The organism is Neorhizobium sp. PAMB6716 (genome assembly GCF_058242805.1).
On sequence record NZ_CM177835.1, the window covers coordinates 1239178 to 1259669 of the forward strand.

Below are 20492 nucleotides of genomic sequence, written 5' to 3' on the forward strand. Positions count from 1 at the left end.
TCAGGCATGCGGATAATCTTGCTGTTGGTTTGCTCATGCCGCCGATCGCGGCGGCAGCGATGATGTAAAGGCCGGCAGTGCGAGGATCTGCTCCAGCCGGCGTGCGACGCTTGCCGCCTGATCCTCCCGCCAGGGTCTTGCGATGATTTGCATGGCAATCGGCAGGCCCTCGGGAGAGGCGGCAACCGGCAGTGTCACGACGGGCAGGCCGAAAAAACTGAACGGCCGGGTAAAGGATGTCAGGGCGCTCACCACGGCGTTCATTTTGGGGCTCGCACCGATGTCGACCTCGCTTGAAAGCGGTGGGAGGAAGGGCATTGCGGGTGCAATCAGAACATCGGCCTTGGCAAAGGTTTCATCGAGAAAGGCCTGGAGCATGGTCGCCCGGATCTGCAGCGCCCGCAGGTAGATCGGTGCCGGGATCGCCAGCGACTGCGAAAGCCGCATGCGGATCTGCGGGCCGTAATCTTCCGGTCGCTCCCGCATCCAGTCGAAATGCACCGTGCCGGCCTCGGCCATGGCAATGACATTGGCGAGTTCGGCGATGGACGGCATTTCGGTGCCCTTGATCATCGCAAGCGTCGCGACCTCTTTCGACAAGAGCTGCCCGGTTGCCTCCAGTGCCGCACCCACGACAGCGTCGAGCCCGGTCTCAAAAAGTCCGCCAAGCATTCCCACGCGCAGTGTCGAAACGTCATCCGTCAGGGCGGCAGGAGGCGGAGCGGTCACGCATGTGGTATCGCGCCCGTCCGGTCCGGCAATGAGCTGCAGGAGGAGATAGGCGTCGTCGACGCTGCGGGCGAGGGGGCCGACGCAATCCTGCGAGAAAGAGAGGGGCATGACACCATGGCGGCTGACACGGCCCTGGGTCGGCTTGATGCCCACGACGCCGCAGCAGGCGGCCGGCAAACGAATGGAGCCGCCGGTGTCGGAGCCGAGTGCGGCCAGCACCACACCACCGCCGACGGCCGATCCGCTGCCGGAGGAGGAGCCGCCGGTAATCCGCGCCGGATCAATCGGATTGAGCGCCCGGCCGTGATGAAAGTTGTGGCCGGTCGGCCCCATGGCAAATTCGCTCATGTTGAGCCGCCCGATTGACACCGCACCGGCCGCTTCAAGTCGCTGCATCACGGTCGAGGTTTCCGCAGCCTGATGGGTTGCGCGTATCTTCGAGCCGCAGCCGGTGACGAATCCCTTGCGGTCGTACATGTCCTTGTGGGCAAGCGGCACGCCGTGAAGGACACCCGTTGCCTCGCCGCGTGCCAGAGCCTCATCCGCGCGATGGGCCGCCTGCAAGGCTGGCTCCTCTTCAATGTCGATGAAGGCGTTCAGCCGCTCATGGCTTGATCTGGCGCGATCGAGTGCCGCTTTCGTCAGCTCCACGGCACTGATGCGGCGCGCCTTGACGGCGGCTGCCGCTTGCGCAAGTGAACCGGGATTATCAAGGCTCATCGGTCTGCCTCCGTCTGCAGGATCCGGTCGAAGGCTGCCGGTTCAACGGTGAACAGAGCGCCTCTCTGGCCTTCGGGGGATGCGGCGATTGCAGCAGAATCCCGGCGCATCTCACCGACCATGGCAACAAGTTCCGCATCAATGGCCGGGCGGCCCCAATAGGCTTCTGCGACCGCGTTCATGACGTCTTCGATATCCATCAGCTGAAATCCTGCGGTTGTCGGTTGCGGACCAACTGGCTGAGCGAGACAGCAATAACGAGCGCGCCGCCATAAAAAAGGTTCTGCACATAGGCATCGGCGCCCAGCATGGTCAGCCCGGTAATGCCGGTGACGAGAAAATAGACGCTGATCACCGCACCGAAGGCGTTGAACCGCCCAGGGGAGATTGTCGTGGCACCGAGGAAAGCGGCCGCGAAGGCCGGCAGCAGAAGGTTCAAGCCCGACAGCGGGTCGGCAGAACCGGTCATGCCGGCATAAAGCACGCCGGCGAAGGCCGAGATCAGGCCAGAGAGGATGAAGGAGGTGGCGCGCACCCGATCGACATCGATGCCGTTCAGGCGTGAAACCTCGCGACCGCGCCCGACAAAGAGCAGCTTGCGTCCGGGGATCGTGTATTCGAGCGCATACCAGAGGATCGCCGCCAGGATCATAGCATAGAAAAAGGCGAGCGGGATGCCGAGGAAGCGGTTGATGATCACCCACTCGACGAGATCCATGGAGACGCCTGAGATCGTCTGGCTATTGCTGACCCAGAGGATCAGCCCGTTGACGAAGGTGCCGATGCCGAGCGTCACGATCAGCGAATGGATGCGGAAATAAAGCACAAACACGGCATTGGCCGCACCGATGACGATGCCGCTTGCAAGCGCCACGACAATCACCGGGACGATTGGCCAGCCGAGCTTCACGTTCAAGACCGCGATCAACATACAGCTCATGGTGAGCGTGGAAGCGCCCGACAGGTCGAAGTCACCGGAGGTCAGCGGAATGATGATCGCAAGCGTGAGGACGACGAGGATGGCCTGAGAGCCGAACAGGGTGGAGAAACTGCGCCAGCTCAGGAAGGAATCCGGCATCAGAAATCCGAAGATGGCGATCAGCAGCAGCCAGGCAACAACGAGCGCGAAGCGTTCGGCCTCTGTCTTCAGCGTGAAGCGGCTCCTGGCCTTGGGGAGGGGTTTTGTCGTTGTCAGGTCGAGCGTCGTCATTCTGCAACCTCCGCTTCATGGCTGTGGAAACAGGCTTCGGTGATGGATTTGCGGGAAATCTCGGCCCCTTTCAGCTCGATGACCGGGCGTCCACGGGAAAAAACGATGATCCGGTCGCAGATCTGTTCGAGCTGTTCGTTGTCGGTGGAGGCGCAGAGGATGGCGGTGCCCTCTGCGGCCGCCCTGTCGAGCGCCTGGAAGATTTGCTGGCGGGCACCGAAATCCACGCCCTGCGTCGGCTCGTCGAGCATCAGCAGCTTGGGCTTGACCTGCAGCCACTTGGCCAGAAGAACCTTCTGCTGGTTGCCACCCGAGAGCGAGCCGAGCGGCAATTGCGGGTCCTGGGGGCGCACGTCATAGGCCTGGCCGAGGCGGCCTGCCTCCCTCACCATCCGGCGACGATCGAGCCCATAGGGTTTGAGCAGCCCATCCAGCACCGGGAGGGTGATATTGTCTGTCACCGACAGGCTGCCGATGCCGGCGGATCCCAGCCGGTCGCCCGGCAGAAACGCAATGCCAAGCTTTTGCGCCAGACGGGGGGTGATGGCGGAGAGGGCAACTGTCTGACCGTCGATCGAGATTGTGCCGGATCCTCTGAGCGCGCCGTAGAGCAGATATGGCAGCGATGCGAAACCCGAGCCGATCAGGCCGGTTACCCCAAGCGTCTCCCCCTCACGGATCTCGAAGTCGAAACCGGGCGACGTGCCGTCGCTGAGGTCGCGGACACGCACGGCTGCGGGAATGCCTTCCGTCGCCATGCGATCCTTTTGAAAATGATCGATGCGCGTGCCGACGATCGTATCGAGAATGGATTGGCGCTCGGCTGTTCTTGTGTCGAGGATGTCGATGAGTTCGCCGTCACGCAGCACGGCGACACGGTCGGTGATATCGCGGACTTCATCGATATCGTGGGTGACGATCACCACGGAGGCGCCGGTTTTGACGATGGAGCGGATCAGCGTGAAGAGCCTTTGAACGTCTTGCGCCGGCAGGAAGGGCGTCGGTTCATCGAGCACCAGGATGCCTTCGCCGCCATGGCCGGCATCGGAGGCACGTAGATCCTCGAAGGCCCTGATAATGGCAACGAAGGCGCGTTCAACCGGTGGCAGGCTGGCAATAGTCGCATAAGGGTCGATGTCGAGGCCGAACTCGGCAAAGAGGGTCGAGATCGCCTGCGCTTCCCGCTTCCAGTTTACGCCCCACGGTCTTTTCTGCCCGAGCGCCGTCACGCGCATGTTTTCAAGGACGGACAGCGAGGGGACAAGGCCGAGATGCTGATGAACGAAGGCGACGCCGCGTTTCTTGATATCCATCGGATCGAGAGGAAGGGGCAGCGCCTGGCCCCAGAGGACCACTTCGCTGCCCTCTTCGGGCTGATGGAAACCGGCGAGAACCTTGATCATCGTCGATTTGCCGGAACCGTTCTGGCCCAGCAGGCCGAACACTTCGCCGCGGCGGATAGAGAGCGATACGCCCTTCAGCGCATAATAGCTCCCGAACCGCATGCGAATATTGTTCATCCTGAGCACGGCATTTTCGGTCATCGCGCGGCTCCCGGTGACGTTGGGCTACTTCAGCATCCAGAGCTTGCGGAAACCGTCGAGATGGGCGTCGCCGTATCCGTCATTGAAATTGGCCGGGACACCGGCGGTCTTGATATTGTCCTTGTCGAAGACGAGAAGGGGCACGTTGAGCTTGGCCACTTCCGGCTTGCCGCAGAGCATGCGCATGATGTTGTCGATTGCCGCATACCCCGCCCAGCCAAGGCTTTCGCCGATATCCATCTCGACCTGCCCCTGGCGGATCATGTCGAGCACGAACGGCGTGCCGTTGAAGCTTGCAACCTTCACGGCCCCTTCGGAACCCGTGATGCGCAGGGCCGGAACGACGAACTGCGACATGGAATCATAGATCGGCAGGATGTAGTTGATCGACGGGTCGGCGAGCAGCGCCGACTGTGTGCCCGACTGGATCTTGGTTGCCCATTCGGAGACGGGGACATCGAGGTGCTTCTGCTTGCAATCAGGGCAAAGCGCTTTGAGCTGATCCTGGATCGACTTCACGAAGGGAATGGACGGAAGAACGTCGGAGGAGCCGATGATCAGCACGTTCGGCTTGCCTTTGGTCTGCTCATAAGCAAAGGCCGCCAGAAGCTTGCCGGCGCCGGTAAAATCGACCTTGCCGGAGTAGTCGACGCTTTTGATGGCGGGCTGTGTGACGTCGTAGAAGTGCGTGGTGCTGATCTTCAGGCCGGCCGCACGGGCCTCGGACAACTGCGGTCCCAGCACTTCCGGATTGAGGCCGCCCGCAAGGTCCACCACGTCGTATTTCTGGCTGATGGCCTGCGAGATGCCCTGAACCCACTGGTCGATCTTCAGCTGGTTGTCCCAGGTGGTGTAGCTGAAACCCACTTCGGCGGCTGCCGACGCCATGGCCTTTTGAAGTTCAACATTGAACGGGATTGTCATCGAAATCGGGATCGACAGAACCTTTTTGTTCGCCATGCAGGCCTTGGCATCGAAGGGCTCGCCGGGAGGGGCAAAGACCGGCATGGCGCGGTGCGCCGCGATAATGGCACTGGCATCGGCCATCGGATCTGCGGCGGCTGGCATGGAGGCGACCGCGAGTGTGGCGGCGGCCAAAAGCGAACTGGCAAGAATGCGGCGCATGATCGACGTTCCCCTGTCTGCGACCCGGGTTTCCCGGTGTCGATGATTGCGGTTCCCTTAACCGCTGACAGGTAATGTACGTACATAATCGAGATCAGGTCAACTCGATTTTGCCTAATTTTTTGCACTGCACATTTATTCGGCGAATGCCAAAAGGCCTGCCAACAGGGCGCTTACGCCATAGGCGCGTTCGGTGCGTTGGGTCGAGATTTGTCCATGCTTCGCAAGCGCAGCATCAGGGATGCTGCGCACTATGTCAGTACAAATGGAAGGCAATGACTAGCGGCTGGCCTTGTGGGCGCGCCAGGCGACAATGAGCCCTGCAAAACCGAAGAGCGAGAATGCCATGAAGCTGGCGCCGTAATGGCCGGTGAGTGCATAAACGCTCCCGAAGGTCGAGGGGCCCACGATGACACCGATGAAGGTATAGACCAGAACGCCGCCGGTAATCGAGCCGACCCGCCCCTCCGGTGCATTATGGGCGACCTCGGCCAGCAGGACCCCGTTCCAGCCAATGGTCACCGCGCCCATGGCGACGAACAGGATGACCTGCGCCACTGTCGGCAGATCCGTCAGCCAGAACAGCAGCGCATAACCGGTGCCGCCGAGCAGGCCGAGGAGGGCCAACGTCTTGAACCCGCCGCCGATCCGATCGGCAACGACGCCCCAGAAGATGCGGCCGACGGCGCCGGCAAGCTGCATGGCCGCTGCGACGGAGCCGGCCGACAGAAGCGACCATCCGGCGTCATGCACCAGCGTCACGACGGCAAAGGCGGAGACGGAAAGCTGCATGGCCGAATAGGCGAAACCCAGGCCGGAAAGCGCCCGCAATCGCGGGTTTTTCCAGATGATCGATTGTTCCTCGGCAAGCCCCTTCAGAAGCGACCGCCGTGGCGCCGGATTAACCGGCTCTGCGGCATGCGTCGCAGCCAGAAGTGCCATGGTGAGGAGTGGTGCGACCGCGCCGATCAGAAGTGCGATGTGCCAATCGAAGAAGCGCGTGAGAAACGGAAAGGCAAAACTTGCCAGGATGCCGCCCAGCGGCACGCCGGATTGTTTCAGCGAAAAGACGATGTTGCGCCTGTTGAAGGGGGTGACGCGGCTGAGCATTTCCGAAGAGGCCGGATTGTTCAGGCCGTAACCGATGCCGATAAAAAAGGAGGCGGCAATGATCAGCGGGATCTTGGCGCTGGCGATCCCCACGAAGCCGAGGGCGCAGCAGGCAAGTGCGACCTGCTCGATCCGCACCGGGCCGAAGCGCTGCACGAGTGTGCCGGCAACGGCCGAGGAAAACATGCCGGAGAAATAGATCAGGCTGATCTGATAGCCGATCCAGTAGGCGCCGATATCGAGGTCGGCCGCAACCGTCGGTGCGATGGCGGTCAGCGCAAGAACGCTGGCTGTCGCGACGATCTGGATCAACGTGGCTGCAAGGAGTGTCTGGGTGAGCGAGGAGGCGCGTCGCGCAGGCGAGGCTTCTCCGGCAATGAAGTCCGACATGGTGTCGCTGTCCCGGGGAGAGAGTCTAGAATAAGTACGTACTAATTGATTTGCGCGAAGTCTGCAAGTCGCCGCGGTTGTACGGCATAATCCCCCGGATTTCGTTTGCCTTTTGACTGGAAAGACGGTTGAAACACGGACAAGAGGAACTCGGCGTTGTGCCGATCGGGGTGTCGAGCTTGGATCAGAAGCGCATGGACTGGAAGCCGGAGGTGGACACGGCGCCGCTTTACCTGCAGGTCGCCCATCATCTGGAGAGCCGGATCAGCGACGGAGAGTTTTCGGTCGGCTCGCTTCTTCCGACGGAAAACGAGATCGCCGCTGCGCTCGGCGTCAGCCGGCAGACGGTCCGGCAGGCCATTGCCACGCTGCGCAACAAGGGGCGCCTTTCCGCCCGCAAGGGAGTTGGCACGCGGGTCGAGGCGGGATTTGATCCGGAAAAGAACCGCTTCATTGCCCATTCGCGCTCGGAGCTTTTCGAGATTGCAGCCGAGACGGAATTCGTCATCGACACCAAGGAAGAGATTTCCGCGCAGGGCAAGCTTGCCGTCGAACTGGGTTGCCGTCCGGGGCGCAAGTTCCTCCACATGGCCGGTATTCGTTATTCCGGCAATCGCAGTCGGCCATTCTCCTGGAACGAGGTCTATGTGGACGCCAAACTGGCGCCTGCCGTGAAGGATATCACAGTCGCGCGCAGTGCCATTTTCCATTACATCGAACAGTATACGGGCGAAAAGATCCAGGAGATCCAGCAGGATATTCGCCCGATGATCCTCGACGCCGAGGTTGCAGCCAGGCTGGATGTGAAAGCCGGCGATCTCGCCCTCGTTGTCACGCGGCGCTACTTCGGTTCGGGGCGACGGCTTCTCGAATACGCTTTCCAGGTGCTTCCCGCTGAACGTTTCACCTTTACCACGACGCTTCGCGCCGAGAGCTGAGCCTCTCGTTTCTGCTTTCCCGACCGACCCGAACTGCCGGTGCCTCCGGGTGCCGGTGTTGCCTTCGTGTGCCTCGATTGCTCAGCGCGCAACCGTTTGAACGGTTGATCGGCAATTTTCCCTGCGCGTGTTTTCGGCGGATGATCGAAAAATATGCAAGGCTAAACTTAGGGCATTTTTGTCTGGACAGCCTCAGAAAATTTTGCATTAGTTCGTACATACTGCTTGCGTGTAGGTCATACAAAAAGGGGAACCACATGGATATCGGTGTCTTCATTCCTATCGGAAACAACGGCTGGCTGATCTCGACGGCATCGCCGCAATACATGCCGAGTTTCGAGCTGAACAAGCAGATCGTCCAGAAAGCGGAAAAATACGGCCTCGATTTCGCACTCTCGATGATCAAGCTGCGCGGTTTTGGCGGCAAGGCTGAATTCTGGGATTACAATCTGGAGAGCTTTACCCTGATGGCGAGCCTTGCCGCCGTCACCGAGCGTATCAAGCTCTTCGCCTCCACCGCCGTCCTCACCCTGCCGCCGGCGATCGTCGCGCGCATGGCAACCACCATCGACAGCGTGGCGCCCGGCCGCTTCGGCGTGAACATCGTGTCCGGCTGGCAGATGGCGGAATACGACCAGATGGGCATCTGGCCGGGCAATGATTATTTCGGGTATCGCTACGATTATTCGACCGAATACGTGCACATCATGAAGGAGCTGTGGGCCAATGGCAGCTGCAGCTTCGAGGGCAAGCACTTCACCATGAAGGACTGCATGATGAAGCCGATGCCTGCGAACAAGATCGAGATCGTGGCGGCCGGTCAAAGCCCGCGCGGCATGGCATTTGCGGCCGAATATGCCGATTACAATTTCGTCATGGGCTCTGGCATCAACACGCCGACCGCCTATGCCCCGAACAACCGGACGCTGCTCGATGCAGCGGCAAAGACCGGCCGCGACGTGGGTGCCTATGTTCTCTTCATGGTGATTGCCGACGAGACGGATGAACTGGCCGAGGCGAAGTGGCAGACGTATCGCGAGGGTGCCGATGTCGATGCGCTCGCATGGATGGCCGACCAGGGCAGCAAGGATGCATCGGCAGACGCCAATTCGACCGCCAAACACATCAACCTCCCGGAAGGTGCGGTCAACTTCAACATGGGAACGCTGGTCGGCTCCTATGCAAAGGTCGCGCGCATGCTGGACGAGGCGGCCGACGTCGAGGGCACCAAAGGCATCATGCTGACCTTCGACGACTTCCTGTTGGGGCTCGACCAGTTCGGCGAGCGCATCCAGCCGCTGATGGCAAGCCGCACATCCACCCAGATCGCGGCGGAATGACGTGAAGGCCGATTTCCCGGCGCCGTTCGATGATCCTCGTCCGTCAGCGGGGGTCTCGTTCGATCCGATGTCGCTGGCCGACCCGACGCGTGTCGATCGCATCCATCGCGATGCGGCGACATCGGATGCGGACAAGGGTTCCGTGGCGCTTCCGCGGGCGTCTGCTCCGCTGGAGGGGCCTGCATTTGCCGCCGGGGTGACGGAACTGCTCTCGGCCTATGCCAGCGGCAGTTTGCGTCCTTCTCAGCTTTTGGGAGAACTCAAGGCCCGCATTGAAACCACACGGACGGGAGGAGAAGCGGTTCTCCGCTTCGTGCCCGACGCTGAAGAGGCGGCGCGAGACAGCGATCGGCGGCTAGTGGAAGGCCGTGCGCGGCCGCTCGAAGGCATTCCCTTTGGCGTCAAGGATATCATCGATGTCGCTGGAGCCACCGTCACCTCCGGTTCCCACTTCACGGGTGACCGTGTGGCGTCTATCGATGCGTCGGCGGTCTCCGCCTTGCGTGCCGCCGGTGCCATTCCCTTTGCCATGACCGCGACGACGGAATTTGCCGCCGGGTCGCCGCACAATCCGCGTTTCGGCACGGTCACCAATCCGCATGACCGTAGCCGCTGGACGGGCGGGTCTTCCACAGGGGCCGGTGCAGCACTTGCCGCGCGGCTGATGCCGCTTGCTCTCGGCACGGATACCGGCGGTTCGATCCGCGTTCCGTCCTGCTGGTGCGGCACAACCGGGTTGAAACCCAGCCGCGAACTGGTCTCGCGGCAGGGCGTTGCGCCGCTTTCCTGGACGCTCGATCATGTCGGCCCCATGGCACGCTCGGTCGAAGACATCGCCCGCGTTCTGCCCTTCATGATCTGGGACGGGGCGGGGCGGCTTGTTAGGCAAGTGGCGGCGCTGCTGGACAATGGCTCCATTCAGGGCCTCAGGCTCGGCGTGCCGGTCACCTGGTTTACCGAAACGGTGGATCAGCATGTGCTCGACAACTGGCAATCCGCCTTGCGGCAATTCGAGGCCCTCGGCTGTCGTCTGGTGCCGCTTGCACCGATCGATATGGAACCGTTGCATGAGGCCGGCTGGGTCATTTTGCAGAGCGAACTGGCAAGCCTTCACGCGGCACGCCTTGATCGCGCCGAACTTTTCGATGCCGGTCTTCTGCATCGCCTGAAAAACGGGCTTGGCTTTTCGGCCAGAGATTATGGTGAGGCCCTGCAGCGCCGGACCGTGGCACTGGAAACGTTTCTGTCGGCCATGGGTGAGGTCGATGCCATCGTCACGCCGGGACTGGGTGGCGAAGCCGGTGATCTCGACAATCTGACCGTGGATGTCGACGGCAAGCCCCATGCCTTCCAATCGATCATCTCGCGCAACACGATGATCTTCGATGTGACAGGGCTTCCAGCCCTGATGCTGCCGTCAGGTGTCGGCCGCTCCGGATTGCCGACCGGCATCCAGATTGTCGGCCATCCCGGTGCAGATGCGCTCTGCCTGCGTCTGGGGCGCGCATTTCAGGAGGAGACGGAGTTTCATCGAATGATGCCTGGGGAGGATGCGGCATGACCGTTCTATCGCCAATCAACCTGGATCCAGCCGCGCTGACGGCGACGGAAGCCTTGGGCCGGATGGCTGCGGGACGATTGACCGCTGGAGACCTCGTTGCGGCCTGCCTTGCGCGGATCGGCAAGCGGGATGCTGACGTCCGCGCCTGGCTCGCGCTCAGTGAGACGGCGCTTGAACAGGCAGACCAAGCCGACGCCGTGCCGCTGGCCGAGCGTGGAAAACTTCACGGCCTGCCGATCGGCGTGAAGGACGTCTTCGATACGTTCGATCTTGCGACGACGCATAACTCGCCGCTTTATGAGGGTTTTCGGCCCGCAGCCGATGCCGCTGTCGTCGATCTTCTGCGCAGTGAAGGCGCCATCATTCTCGGAAAGACCGATACCACGGAGTTCGCCGCTGCCGGACGCGATGCCAGAACCGGCAATCCCCATGACCTCGCGCATACGCCTGGCGGTTCATCCGCCGGCTCGGCGGCCGCCGTTGCAGACATGCATGTGCCGCTGGCACTGGCAACGCAGACCGGCGGTTCGACGATCCGCCCGGCGTCCTTTTGCGGTATTGTCGGCTTCAAGCCAAGCTTCGGGCGGGTAAGCCGCGAAGGGGTAAAGATCTATGCGCAGAGTTTCGACACTGTCGGCTGGTACGGCCGCTCGGTAGACGATGTGGCTTTGCTGGCCTCTGTGCTCGGGCTCGATGAAACGCTGGTATCGTCCGATTTGGCCGGGCAGTTCAGGATCGCGATCACGGCTGGGCCTTATCGCGACCGCCTGGCGCCGGAAAGTCTTGCGGCTCTCGACCTGTCGAAGGAGCGGCTTGAGAGGGAGGGCCATTCGGTACAGTCCATTGACCTGCCCGCCGGGTTCGAAGCGCTCGACCGCCACCACCGTGTGATCCTGCATCGGGAAGGGCAGGCGTCTTTCCGCAATCTCGCCCGGCGCCATGGGAAAACCCTCCATGATGATTTCCACCATCGGGTCGAAAATCGCGATGGTTCCAGCCTGCGAGAGCTTGCGCAGGCCTATGATGCGATGGCGCTGGGACGCATCGCATTTGACGCTTTGATGCAGGATTTCGACATTCTGATCGCGCCGAGCGCACCGGGTTTCGCGCCAGTTGGACGCCGCCCGGGCGACCCGGTCTTTAATGCGTCCTGGACCCTTCTCGGCGTTCCCTGCCTCAACATGCCGGTGCCGCTTGGCCACCCCACATTGCCTGTTGGCGTCACGCTGATTGCCACGCGTTTTGCCGACAAACACCTGATTGACGCGGCCAGACGTCTTGAGCCCATTCTCAATCCGATGTGAGCGCATCACCGAGAAAATGCCCTGTCCGGCACTGAAACAAAGCCTCGGCTCACTCCTGAAATAGAGGACGTGATCTCCGCATCTCGGCGCTGATCGCCCACCCGATAGGCTTCAAGGCGCTTTACGTCACCGGTGACGGGACCGTCACATCGACGTTTGGCATTCCGGATGCGGGGATTGCGACCGGGCGCGGCAGGATCAAGCGCATTGCCCAGATGACGAAGCTACCGGCACGCCCGCTATCGATGGATGATCTCTACTGCCTCGGGTTTGCACTCTTGCGGGTTTGCCGGGGCGTGCAGCCGTAATGATCCCGGTAGTGACGGCCAAACTGCGCCTGGTCGGCAAAACCCCAGCGATAGGCGATGACAGCGATCGTTTCTCTCGGTCCCGCTTTCTTCAGGTCTTCATGGCAACGGGCGAGCCGGCAGTCGCGGATGTAGCCGCTGACCGTCTGCTGCGCATCGCAGAATATCCGCTGCAGGTATCGCAGCGACAGGCCGCAGGCCTCTGCGACCTTCTGTGGCGAAAGGTCGGGATCCCTCAGATTGCGGCGGATATAGTCTTCTGCCCGATGGAGATGCGCGACCTGCGTTGTGCTGCTTTTGCTCTCCAGGAAACGCTCGTCCTCGGTCATCGCGATGCAGAGCAGTTCCAGAAGATGCGAACCGACCGCATCGCGCGCAGTGTCGTCGAGCAACGGCAAATGGTGTGCCGCATGACGCAGGCTCGAGAGGAAATAGGAGGCGACACCCTGGCGTGCATCGACCGTCAGCGCCACGAACCGATGCAGGTTGCCGATGCGTGCGGCCAGATGCACATAAGGCACCCTGACGACCGTCATCACGTCACCCTGCTTCTGGGTGAATTCGTAAGGGGCATCGCTGCGCTCGATGACGAAGCTGCCAGGCCCGCATTTCGCCTCGCGCGAAAACTGCCGGAACTCGATTTCTGACTGCGACGGCACGGTGATCAGCAGTGCGCTTTCCTGCTCATCGCGCACATGATTGGGCGTGCGCCGATAAAGAACGCTACTGCTGCGGATCTGCGTGAAGTCGATGACGCCGAGCGGGCAGATGTCGAGGCGCCCCCTGAAACTGGACGGTTCGGAACTCAGCGTATCCAGCGCGAAATAGGTGGACGAAATCGCCCGCGCCCATTGCTGCAGGCCGGTTGCAGACAGATGCTGTATCGCAGACGATGCCATGCACGACAGCCTTCCTGGCAACGCCCGAACCGCAGATATCCTAGTCGAGCCACTGTAGCCGGGTAAAGACTAGCGGAGGGTGGCTGGGCTGTCCAAACAAATCCGTCCTCTCAAGCGGCAGGCCGCTTACCTGCGAAAACTTGGGCGCAAAACACCATGAACCGGTCGCGCTGCGGTGGAATACTCCTGTTCCGACAGTGGCAGGGACGTTCCGCATGACAGACAATGCCGGCTTTACCGTTCAGGATACGGGGCTCAGGTCCCCGCAGACTGCGGAGGAGGCGCTGGCTCTTCTCGTGGCAAGCGACGGTTCAGGCCGCCTCGTCGCCGGTGCTACCTGGATCATGCGGGGCCATACGCGCGGCGAAATTCTGGCCCCCCATCTCATCGCCCTCCATCGGATCCCGGAACTGCACGGCGTTGAGTTTGGCGATGGCCATTGCCGGATCGGAGCGATGGCGACCCATGACCGGATTGCGCGCGCAATTCCGGCCGATGCCGGCGATCTCGCCGCGCTGAAGATCGCGACCGGCCACTCCGCCAATCCCGGCATCCGGCGGCTGGCGACGCTCGGCGGCAATCTCTGTTCCACCGGGTTTGCAAATGCCGACCTCATCCCGGCCCTGATGTGCCTTGATGCCCGTGTCGGCGTGCTGGACGCCGATGGCCGCCGCGCGTTCGACATTGAGGCATTCATGGCGCGCCGCCGCGAACCGGCACCATATATCGTCACCCATGTCGATTTTCGACGCCGCCGGTGGCTGACGGCGCATGCCCGCACGCCGGACCGTGACTATCCGGTCTGTATCATAAGCCTTGCCCTCACACTGGACGAAAGCGGCTGTCTGTCCGAACTGCGCCTGGCGGTCGGCGCCGTCGAGGCCGATGCGCGGCGGTGGCTGAGGTTCGAGGCGCAGGCGCTCGGCCGCCGCCCCGATCCGCTTGATATGGCGGAGATCGCCCGCGAACTCGCCGGTGAGTTCACCCCGGTTTCGGGCCTCGACGCGCCCGGCTGGTACCGGCTGCAGGTGCTTCCCGCCCTGGTGCGGCGCGCTTTCGAACACATCGCCATGGAGACGCGGACATGACGGTCGAATTTTTTCTCAACGGCGAGGACCGGGCGTTTTCCGGCGATCCGCGTACTCCGCTTCTCGACGTGCTGCGCGACAGTTTGCGGATGACCGGCACCAAAAGCGTCTGTCGCGCCGGTTTCTGCGGCGCCTGCACGGTGATGATCGACGGGGATGCGGTTCCTTCCTGCCAGCGGCCGATCGGCATGCTGGAGGGTGCGCGGGTGGTCACGATCGAGGGCCTTTCGCCGGCCGGCGAGCCAAACGGGATCCAGCGCGCGTTTCTGGAGTACGACGTCGTGCAGTGCGGCATGTGCTTTCCGGGCATGGTGGTGACGCTGACCGATTTTCTCGAACACAATACCGCCCCGACACGCGAAGACGTCAAGCAGGCGCTCTCCGGCAATATCTGTCGCTGCACCGGTTATGAGCGGATCATCGATGCGGTTCTTTCGGTAACCGCGCCCAGTATCATCCCGCAAGAGGTTGCCAGCCGATGAACATGAAGGTCGATCCGCACACTGCCGTCATGGACATGCCAAGGCGCGACGGGCGCGACAAGGTGACCGGCCGCACCCGTTATATGGTCGACATGGCGGCGAGCGACGTTCTGCGTGCGGTGACCGTACGCTCCACCGTCGGCTCGGCAAAAATCCTGCGCATCGATGTGTCTTCAGCTGCAAAACTGCGCGGCGTGCGGGCCATCGCAACGGCTGCCGATGCACCCGGCCTGCATGGCGTCGGCCTCAACGACCAGCCGCTGTTTGCCAGCGACCGCATCCGCTACAAGGGCGAGCCAATCTGTGCGATTGCCGCCGATACGCTGGCAATCGCACGGGCTGCCGCAGACCTCGTGGTGGTGGAACTGGAGGAAACGCCGCTTTCGGTAACCATGGAGGAGGCACTTGCGCCAGGCGCACCGCTCATCCACCCGCAGGTGAAGGCTTACGAGGCTCTCATCGACGGCGTGCCGCGTGGCGGCAATGTCGCCTGGGAGGCCACGGTGGTGCGCGGAGACGTCGACGCCGCCTTCCTGCGGCCGGACGTGACGATCGTCGAAAGCGCATTTCGCGTCGGGCGGCAAAGCCATTTCCCGTTTGAGCCGCGCGGTGCGGTCGCCTCCTACGAGGACGAGCGGTTCCACATCGTCACCTCGACCCAGGTGCCCTGGTCGGTGCGGGCAATCACGGCGCGCGTGCTGGGCGTCCACCCGTCGCAGGTGCGGGTCACCGTGCCGCCGGTCGGCGGTGCATTCGGTCTGAAGTTCGACACCTCCATCGAGCCGATGGCGGCGATCCTTGCAAAGAAGACCGGACGTTCCGTCTCGCTGGTCAATACCCGGGAGGAGGAAACGACCACCTGTCTCTGCCGGGAAAATGCCGATATCTGGATCCGTTCGGCAATCACCCCCGAAGGCGACATTGCCGGACGTGAGGCGGTGGTGCTGATGGATGCCGGCGCCTATAGCGGCGAGCAGGTCTTCCTGTCGACCATGACCGCGCATACGCTCGGCGCCAGTTACCGGCTGGGCTCGGCGCGGTTCCTGACCCGCGTCGTTTATACCAACACGCCGCCGAACGGCGCCTTCCGCTCCTGCAACGGTGCGTATAACGCCTTTGCGCTGGAGCGCCACACAGAGGAAATCTGCAAGGCGACCGGCATGGATCCGATGGTCTTCCGAAAACGCAACGTGCTGCGCGACAAGGATCTCGGCTCTACCGGTCAGGTCTTCGAGGGCGATGTACTCGGTCCCATGCTGGAGCGTATGGAGGCTTTGCGCGCCAAGGCTGAACCGAAGAAACATCTGGCCGGCAACCGGCTCTACGGCATGGCAACGACGGTCGGCACCTGGAACATCTTTGTCGGCCCGTCGTCGGCAACGATCAATCTCAACGCGGATGGATCGGTCACGCTGATCACCGCAAGCGTGGAAATCGGCTCCGGTTCGATCACGCAAGGGGTTCCGCAGATCGTTGCCGCCAATCTCGGCATTCATCCGTCCAAGGTCATCGTCAAGGCTGCCGATACCGACGCTGCCGGTTACGATATGGGCACCGGCGGCGGCCGCACCGTCGTTTCCATGGGGGCGGCGGCCACCGCTGCCTGTGCCGTCGTGCGTGAAAAGTTGTTCGAGACGGCCTCCGAACTGCTGCAGACCCGCCCCGACCAGCTGACGTTGCGGGAGGGACGGGTCGAGATCAAGGGCCGGCCGGGTTCTGGAGCCTCCATCGAAGCCGTGGTCGGCCGCGCCATGCAGACCAAGGGACCGATTTCCGGATCCGGCGCGTTTACCGCTCCAGGCATTGCCAAGGGAATGCCGGGATGCACGGCCGGGCATTTCTTTGATGCCATGGACATGCCCGTTTTCATCGTCCACGAGGCGGAAGTCGCCGTTGATCCCGAGACCGGCGAGACGGACGTGCTTGCCTACCGGGTCGTGCAGGATGTCGGGCGGGCCATCAATCCGCGCGCTGTGCGCGGCCAGATCCAGGGGGCCGTCATGCAGGGCATCGGCTACGGCATCCACGAAGAGATCACCATCGACGCCGACGGCGGGATCGAGCAGAACGGTTTCGAGACCTACCACCTGCCGCTGGCGCAGCATGCGGTGGATGTCGAGATCGACCTTTACGAAGGCGCTCCGTCCTGCGGACCTTTGGGCACCAAGGGCATTGCCGAAGTCGCGATCATGAATGGCGGCGCGACCATGGCCTGCGCCATCGCCAACGCGACGGGCAAACGCGTGCAGCAACTGCCGCTGACGGCGCCAAAGACCTTGGCACTGGTTTCCGACATGGAGCCGATGCTGTCCCATCCGCATATCCATCCGCGCTGGGCCGACAATCTCCTCACGTAAAGGCAATGGCCTTATCATGGGGACGGGCCGCGTCAGTATCATCTTTTCGTCGCGTTTTGACGAACTGCATTGGTGCTGTGCGCAAAAACAGCCCCGCCTGACGGCTAGGTTTTATGCGTTTTTTGCCAATACCGGCACCCGATTTGCTGTATTCTCACCTCAACAAGAAGAGACCGGCAAGCCCGGCGATAGGGGATCGAGGAATGAGATACGTCGTCGATAATATCGGCGGCCCGTCCGGCGGAGATGCCTGGCAGGCCGCAGTCACCGAAACCTATTTTCCGCTCGATACGGAATATCGCAACCGCCGCGAGTTTACCGGTGTGCTGGAAACCTGGTCGCTTGGCCTTGCCGGTGTCTCGAAGATGCAATGCGATGCCGTCGCCTATCGACGCCACCGCCGGCATTTCCTCAACGAGCGGGATGCCAGCCTGCTGATCACCATTCCGGAGGTCAGCGAGGTGAATTTTTCGCAAGGCTCCCGCAGCGTTCGTTGCAATCCGGGCGGGTTTCTTGTGGAGCGGGGCGATGCGCCCTACGAATTCTGGCATGGACGGCCAAACGCACTCTGGGTGCTGAAGGTGCCATCCGCCAGCGTCCGCTCTCGGATCGGCTCGACGGAACGGCTGAGCGCGCTTAGTTTTGATGCGACGCAAGGGGTCGCGGCGCTTTTCCTCGATACGGTTCGCTCGACGATCGGCCGTATCGGCGAACTGTCGGAGGCTGCGCGGGAAATGACCGGACGGCACATTCTCGAAATGCTGTGCCTCTCCATCGTCAGTGACGACCGTGTGCTCGACAGCAGCGTATCGTCGATCCGGGCGGGCCATCTGCACCGGGCCGAGCAATATATCCGCGACAACCTGAAGAATGTCAGCCTCGGGCCGCAGGCGGTGGCGGAGGCAGGTGGTATCTCCCTGCGGTATCTGCAGGGGCTTTTCCAGGACAGTCAGAAATCGATCAACGGGTTCATCCGCGACAGTCGCCTCGATCATTGTGCCGAGGATCTGATGGCGGTCACCAACACCGCGACCATCGCCGAAATCGCCTATCGCTGGGGGTTTGCAGACCAGTCGCAGTTCTGCCGACATTACCGGACGCGCTTCGGCTGTTCTCCAAGCGACACCCGTCGCGAAGCGATGCTGCGGGCCGGCCACGCTCCAGGAAGCCGCCGCCGGCACTGACCGCACCTCTCGGCGAAACCGCCATGGATCCGAAACCGGCCTGAGATGATCGGCCGGGACCGGCAGGGCATCCGAGCCCACCCCAACAAAACGACAACCAGAAACGCTGCCCGAAAGGGCGGGCGCCGCCCGGCTGTGGCCGGCAAAACCAGCCTGCAAGGGATAAGGATATGACGAAGACCAGAGTGGCCGTGGATGTGGGGGGAACCTTCACCGACATCTGCATCATGAACGAGGAGACCGGTGCAATCCGCATCGAGAAAACCGCATCGACACCCGACGACCCGATGCGGGCGATCCTCAACGGCGTAGAGCAGGGCGGCATCGACCTTTCAGAGGTGACGATGTTTTCGCATGGCACGACGGTTGCCACCAACGCGCTGATCACGCGCCGCCTGCCGCGGTCGGCCATGGTCTGCACGGAAGGATTTCGCGATGTGGTGGAAATCCGCCGCGCCAACAAGGAGGACCTTTGGGACACCTACAAGGATGTCGCCAAACCCTATATCCCGCGGCGCGACCGGCTGACGGTGCGCGAACGCGTTGATGCGGAAGGCGTGATCCTGCAGGCGCTCGACGAGGACGATGCGCGCCGCGTGGCCGACGTGCTGCGCCGGCGCGGGGTAAAATCGATCGCCGTGTGCTTCATGAATTCTTATGTCAACGGTGCCAACGAGCGGCGGATGCGCGAGATCCTGGCAGAGGCCATGCCCGACATTCCGGTCTCCATTTCCTGCGACGTCATGCCGGAAATCTTTGAGCACGAGCGGTTTTCGACCACCATGGCAAACGCCGTCTGCGCGCCTGTCGTGGTTGATTACGTGTCGCGGCTTGGAGAAAAACTGGCGGCGGGTGGTTACACCAGGGATTTGCTTCTGCTGCATTCCGGCGGCGGCGTGATGACGCCGGCCAGTGTGCGGGATTATTCCGCTCGCCTTGCCGGATCGGGCATTGCCGCCGGCGCCATCGCAAGCCGTTACATCGGCAATCTCTGCGGTTTCCCCAATTCCATCGGTTTCGACATGGGCGGCACCTCGACCGATGTGTCGCTCGCCTGGAACGGTCAGTCCCGCATCACCAAGGACTGGTATATCGAATATGGCTATCCGATCCGCTTCCCCTCGATCGAGGTTCTGACGATCGGCGCCGGCGGTGGCTCGCTTGCCTGGCAGGACGAGGGAGGTTCGCTGCGCAACGGTCCGCAATCGGCAGGCGCCACGCCGGGACCGGCCTGTTATGGCAACGGCAATCGCACCGCGACCAATACCGATGCAAACGTCGTTCTCGGCCGTCTCGGCACCAGCCTTGCCGGCGGCAAGATCACGCTTGATCCGCAGCGCGCGGCCGACGCCGTCGCCGAGACGGTGGCCGGACCGTTCAACATGCAATTGCATCAGGCGGCCGAGGCGATCATCGCTGTCGCCAATGCCAACATGGCAAATGCCGTGCGCCTGTTATCGATCAGCCGCGGTTATGATCCGCGCGATTTCGCTCTGGTCGCCTTCGGCGGCGCCGGCGCTCTGCATGGGGCAGCCGTTGCCAGGGAACTGTCCATCCCGACGGTCATCGTGCCGCCGAACCCGGGCGTCACCTCGGCGCTCGGCTGCCTGCTGGTCGATGTGCAGCACGATTTTTCCGAAAGCTTCATGACGGATGCCTCGACGGTGGCGCCGCAGGAGATGGAAGAGGCTTTTCGGCGGATGGAAGTGCAAGCCGCCGAACGGCTGGAGCATGAGGGCGTAGCAGTGGCCGACATGGCCCTGCAGCGCACGGTCGAGATGATGTACCAGGGCCAGTGGCGCTCGCTGTCCATCCAGGCGCCGGCCCACATCACCAGCATCGGCGCGCTGATCGAGGCCTTCCACGGGGAGCATGAGCGCGAGTTCAACTATCGCCGTGACGAGGCGCCGGTGTCGATCTTCCGGCTGGCGATCAAGGCGATCGGCGTTGTGCCAAAGGCCGACCTGCCGAAACATGCGGTGAGGGATTATGCGCCGGATCCGATTGGCCGGCGAAAGGTCTGGTTCGACGGCTCGGGTCATGATGCCGCCGTCTACCAGCGGGAAATGCTGGAGGCCGGCGCGAGGTTCACCGGCCCTGCCATTGTCGAACAGTTCGATTCCACCACAGTCGTTCCGCCGCACATGAGCGCTTCGGTCGACGCCTTCCGGAACATCGTCATCGCAACGAAAGGCTGATT

16 protein-coding genes are annotated in these 20492 nt (G+C 62.4%); 9 read left to right on the top strand and 7 right to left on the bottom strand.

Annotated elements, in window-relative coordinates:
* Window positions 1–33: 33 nt before the first annotated feature.
* From AC4CWH_RS05985 to AC4CWH_RS06010, 6 genes are all read right to left on the bottom strand, one after another.
* Window positions 34–1452 (bottom strand): amidase, encoded by a 1419-nt coding sequence (locus AC4CWH_RS05985; protein WP_491320807.1) that lies wholly within the window; start codon window positions 1450–1452, stop codon window positions 34–36.
* Window positions 1449–1652 carry a hypothetical protein gene (locus AC4CWH_RS05990; protein WP_491320808.1) on the bottom strand — a complete coding sequence of 68 codons (204 nt, stop codon included), beginning with the start codon at window positions 1650–1652 and terminating at the stop codon, window positions 1449–1451. Before AC4CWH_RS05990 ends, AC4CWH_RS05985 begins: the two co-directional genes overlap by 4 nt.
* Window positions 1652–2662, bottom strand: coding sequence for an ABC transporter permease (locus AC4CWH_RS05995; RefSeq protein WP_491320809.1), 1011 nt, complete (start codon window positions 2660–2662; stop codon window positions 1652–1654). Before AC4CWH_RS05995 ends, AC4CWH_RS05990 begins: the two co-directional genes overlap by 1 nt.
* Window positions 2659–4206 carry a sugar ABC transporter ATP-binding protein gene (locus tag AC4CWH_RS06000; RefSeq protein WP_491320810.1) on the bottom strand — a complete coding sequence of 516 codons (1548 nt, stop codon included), beginning with the start codon at window positions 4204–4206 and terminating at the stop codon, window positions 2659–2661. The genes AC4CWH_RS05995 and AC4CWH_RS06000 overlap by 4 nt, the downstream gene beginning before the upstream one ends.
* 24 nt (window positions 4207–4230) lie before the next feature.
* On the bottom strand, window positions 4231–5331 hold the full coding sequence (locus AC4CWH_RS06005; protein ID WP_491320811.1) for a sugar ABC transporter substrate-binding protein: 1101 nt from the start codon (window positions 5329–5331) through the stop codon (window positions 4231–4233).
* A 279-nt stretch (window positions 5332–5610) separates the two neighbouring features.
* Window positions 5611–6831: an MFS transporter gene (locus tag AC4CWH_RS06010; RefSeq protein WP_491320812.1), complete on the bottom strand. Its 1221-nt coding sequence runs from the start codon at window positions 6829–6831 to the stop codon at window positions 5611–5613.
* A 128-nt stretch (window positions 6832–6959) separates the two neighbouring features.
* On the opposite strand from AC4CWH_RS06010, the gene AC4CWH_RS06015 reads away from it, so the two are divergent.
* From AC4CWH_RS06015 to AC4CWH_RS06030, 4 genes are all read left to right on the top strand, one after another.
* Window positions 6960–7769 (top strand): GntR family transcriptional regulator, encoded by an 810-nt coding sequence (locus AC4CWH_RS06015; protein ID WP_491284829.1) that lies wholly within the window; start codon window positions 6960–6962, stop codon window positions 7767–7769.
* 257 nt (window positions 7770–8026) lie between these two features.
* On the top strand, window positions 8027–9109 hold the full coding sequence (rutA, locus tag AC4CWH_RS06020) for a pyrimidine utilization protein A (protein WP_491284832.1): 1083 nt from the start codon (window positions 8027–8029) through the stop codon (window positions 9107–9109).
* A 1-nt stretch (window position 9110) separates the two neighbouring features.
* Entirely contained in the window at window positions 9111–10670 is a 1560-nt protein-coding gene (locus tag AC4CWH_RS06025; protein ID WP_491320813.1) for an amidase, read from the top strand.
* On the top strand, window positions 10667–11974 hold the full coding sequence (locus AC4CWH_RS06030) for an amidase (RefSeq protein WP_491320814.1): 1308 nt from the start codon (window positions 10667–10669) through the stop codon (window positions 11972–11974). Before AC4CWH_RS06025 ends, AC4CWH_RS06030 begins: the two co-directional genes overlap by 4 nt.
* Before the next feature lie 256 nt (window positions 11975–12230).
* On the opposite strand, the gene AC4CWH_RS06035 is transcribed toward AC4CWH_RS06030, so the two are convergent.
* Window positions 12231–13181, bottom strand: a complete 951-nt coding sequence (locus AC4CWH_RS06035) for a helix-turn-helix domain-containing protein (protein WP_491320815.1) — start codon at window positions 13179–13181, stop codon at window positions 12231–12233.
* A gap of 215 nt (window positions 13182–13396) precedes the next feature.
* Here AC4CWH_RS06035 and AC4CWH_RS06040 point away from each other — a divergent pair, with 215 nt between their 5' ends.
* The 5 genes from AC4CWH_RS06040 (at window position 13397) to AC4CWH_RS06060 (ending at window position 20490) form a co-directional block, all read left to right on the top strand.
* Window positions 13397–14269, top strand: a complete 873-nt coding sequence (locus tag AC4CWH_RS06040; RefSeq protein WP_491320816.1) for an FAD binding domain-containing protein — start codon at window positions 13397–13399, stop codon at window positions 14267–14269.
* Window positions 14266–14751 carry a (2Fe-2S)-binding protein gene (locus AC4CWH_RS06045; RefSeq protein WP_491320817.1) on the top strand — a complete coding sequence of 162 codons (486 nt, stop codon included), beginning with the start codon at window positions 14266–14268 and terminating at the stop codon, window positions 14749–14751. The genes AC4CWH_RS06040 and AC4CWH_RS06045 overlap by 4 nt, the downstream gene beginning before the upstream one ends.
* Window positions 14748–17108 carry a xanthine dehydrogenase family protein molybdopterin-binding subunit gene (locus AC4CWH_RS06050; protein ID WP_491320818.1) on the top strand — a complete coding sequence of 787 codons (2361 nt, stop codon included), beginning with the start codon at window positions 14748–14750 and terminating at the stop codon, window positions 17106–17108. Before AC4CWH_RS06045 ends, AC4CWH_RS06050 begins: the two co-directional genes overlap by 4 nt.
* A 203-nt stretch (window positions 17109–17311) precedes the next feature.
* Window positions 17312–18292, top strand: coding sequence for an AraC-like ligand-binding domain-containing protein (locus AC4CWH_RS06055; RefSeq protein ID WP_491320819.1), 981 nt, complete (start codon window positions 17312–17314; stop codon window positions 18290–18292).
* Window positions 18293–18462: 170 nt separating this feature from the next.
* Window positions 18463–20490, top strand: coding sequence for a hydantoinase/oxoprolinase family protein (locus AC4CWH_RS06060; RefSeq protein WP_491320820.1), 2028 nt, complete (start codon window positions 18463–18465; stop codon window positions 20488–20490).
* Window positions 20491–20492: the final 2 nt, after the last annotated feature.

What these genes read in the sequence shown, in the direction of transcription:
- rutA (WP_491284832.1), top strand. Translation starts at nt 8,027, where the DNA reads ATGGATATCGGTGTCTTCATTCCTATCGGAAACAACGGCTGGCTGATC.
- AC4CWH_RS06000 (WP_491320810.1), bottom strand. Translation starts at nt 4,206, where the DNA reads ATGACCGAAAATGCCGTGCTCAGGATGAACAATATTCGCATGCGGTTC.
- AC4CWH_RS06060 (WP_491320820.1), top strand. Translation starts at nt 18,463, where the DNA reads ATGACGAAGACCAGAGTGGCCGTGGATGTGGGGGGAACCTTCACCGAC.
- AC4CWH_RS06045 (WP_491320817.1), top strand. Translation starts at nt 14,266, where the DNA reads ATGACGGTCGAATTTTTTCTCAACGGCGAGGACCGGGCGTTTTCCGGC.
- AC4CWH_RS05985 (WP_491320807.1), bottom strand. Translation starts at nt 1,452, where the DNA reads ATGAGCCTTGATAATCCCGGTTCACTTGCGCAAGCGGCAGCCGCCGTC.
- AC4CWH_RS05990 (WP_491320808.1), bottom strand. Translation starts at nt 1,652, where the DNA reads ATGGATATCGAAGACGTCATGAACGCGGTCGCAGAAGCCTATTGGGGC.
- AC4CWH_RS05995 (WP_491320809.1), bottom strand. Translation starts at nt 2,662, where the DNA reads ATGACGACGCTCGACCTGACAACGACAAAACCCCTCCCCAAGGCCAGG.
- AC4CWH_RS06055 (WP_491320819.1), top strand. Translation starts at nt 17,312, where the DNA reads ATGAGATACGTCGTCGATAATATCGGCGGCCCGTCCGGCGGAGATGCC.
- AC4CWH_RS06010 (WP_491320812.1), bottom strand. Translation starts at nt 6,831, where the DNA reads ATGTCGGACTTCATTGCCGGAGAAGCCTCGCCTGCGCGACGCGCCTCC.
- AC4CWH_RS06005 (WP_491320811.1), bottom strand. Translation starts at nt 5,331, where the DNA reads ATGCGCCGCATTCTTGCCAGTTCGCTTTTGGCCGCCGCCACACTCGCG.
- AC4CWH_RS06040 (WP_491320816.1), top strand. Translation starts at nt 13,397, where the DNA reads ATGACAGACAATGCCGGCTTTACCGTTCAGGATACGGGGCTCAGGTCC.
- AC4CWH_RS06050 (WP_491320818.1), top strand. Translation starts at nt 14,748, where the DNA reads ATGAACATGAAGGTCGATCCGCACACTGCCGTCATGGACATGCCAAGG.
- AC4CWH_RS06035 (WP_491320815.1), bottom strand. Translation starts at nt 13,181, where the DNA reads ATGGCATCGTCTGCGATACAGCATCTGTCTGCAACCGGCCTGCAGCAA.
- AC4CWH_RS06030 (WP_491320814.1), top strand. Translation starts at nt 10,667, where the DNA reads ATGACCGTTCTATCGCCAATCAACCTGGATCCAGCCGCGCTGACGGCG.